General features: G+C 57.9%; 1 protein-coding gene. It reads left to right on the top strand.

Annotated elements, in window-relative coordinates; translation table 11 throughout:
• Positions 1–187: 187 nt before the first annotated feature.
• Positions 188–1,369: an integrase arm-type DNA-binding domain-containing protein gene (locus tag KG698_RS15255; protein ID WP_300984232.1), complete on the top strand. Its 1,182-nt coding sequence runs from the start codon at positions 188–190 to the stop codon at positions 1,367–1,369.
• Positions 1,370–1,440 lie beyond the last annotated feature (71 nt).

Below are 1,440 nucleotides of genomic sequence, written 5' to 3'. Positions count from 1 at the left end.
TCCCTCCATCGGCACCAATCATTCATTTGAAATCATCCGATGACATCCAAAATCCCTTTGTTTATAAGGTGATTGCGAGATCCCGTTGTCCCATGTTGTCCGGGCATGTACGAGGAAATGCCCCCACTTTGGGGGCATTTTTGGGGGCATCGTGTAGACTATAAAATAGGGTGTCCCCAGAATGCCAATGTCGGATACGAAGATTCGGAGCCTTAAGCCGCGAGATAAGCCCTACAAGGTTGGCGACTTTGACGGACTGTATATGACCGTCACGCCAAATGGTTCGCGGCTTTGGCATATGAAATATCGAGTTATGGGGCGTGAGAAACGCCTTTCGTTCGGCGCCTATCCTGCCGTTAGCCTCGCCCGCGCCCGCCAGTTGAGGGATGAGGCGCGCAGCTTGCTCGCCGAAGGGCGCGACCCCGGTGAGGTCAAACAGCAGCGTAAGCGCACGGAGCGCGACAGGCGGAGCATCACCTTCGCCTCACAGGCCGAGGCTTTCATCAACAAGGCCCGCCGCGAAGGCAAAGCGCAAGCGACGATGAACAAGACGGAATGGTTACTAGGCATGGCAAACGACGCATTCGGCAATAAGCCGATCACCGATGTCACGCCGCCAATGATCCTCGATTGCCTGCGCCGGGTCGAGGCAAAGGGCAATTACGAGAGCGCGCGCCGCCTGCGATCAAAGATCGGCGCCGTGTTTCGCTATGCAGTTGCCAATGGTGTGGCTGAGACAGATCCGACCTATGCGCTTCGCGACGCGCTGATCGTACCAACAGTCACGCCGCGCGCGGCCATCCTCGACCCCGTCGTACTGGGCGGGCTGATGCGCGCTATTGATTCGTTTCACGGTCAGGTCATAACGCGGATCGGGCTTCAGCTATTAGCGTTGCTGGTGCAACGTCCTGGCGAACTGCGCCTTGCGACATGGGACGAATTCGACACGGACGCGCGGATCTGGACGATCCCAACTGCGCGCATGAAGATGCGGCGCCCTCAACGCGTGCCTCTGCCAGATCAAGCGATAAGTTTGCTGGCCGAGTTGCACCTCCTAACCGGCAGCGGCACTTATCTCTTTCCCAGCGTACGATCCTGGCAACGCCCGATGAGCGAAAACACCCTGAACGCCGCTCTGCGCCGGATCGGGTATTCAAGCGAAGAGATGACCGCCCACGGGTTTCGGGCCAGTTTCTCAACACTGGCTAACGAAAGTGGGCTTTGGAACCCCGATGCCATCGAACGGGCACTGGCGCATGTCGAAGGCAACACCGTACGCCGCGCCTATGCCCGCGGAGAACATTGGGACGAGCGCGTAAGGCTGGCCGATTGGTGGGCTGGATTTTTAGACGAGCTGCGGGCAGGCTAGCGCATATTTAGTCATCATATTGCGAGATCATCGTGAAAAACGTGTCCAATCTGCATGCGGCCATCAAGCGA

The organism is Roseicyclus sp. (assembly GCF_018402035.1).
Lineage (GTDB): Bacteria > Pseudomonadota > Alphaproteobacteria > Rhodobacterales > Rhodobacteraceae > Roseicyclus.
Note: the sequence above shows the minus strand (reverse complement) of the source record. Positions and strands in the feature narration are given on the sequence as shown.

Coding starts and splice junctions, on each gene's coding strand:
- KG698_RS15255 (WP_300984232.1), top strand. CDS start 188: ATGTCGGATACGAAGATTCGGAGCCTTAAGCCGCGAGATAAGCCCTAC.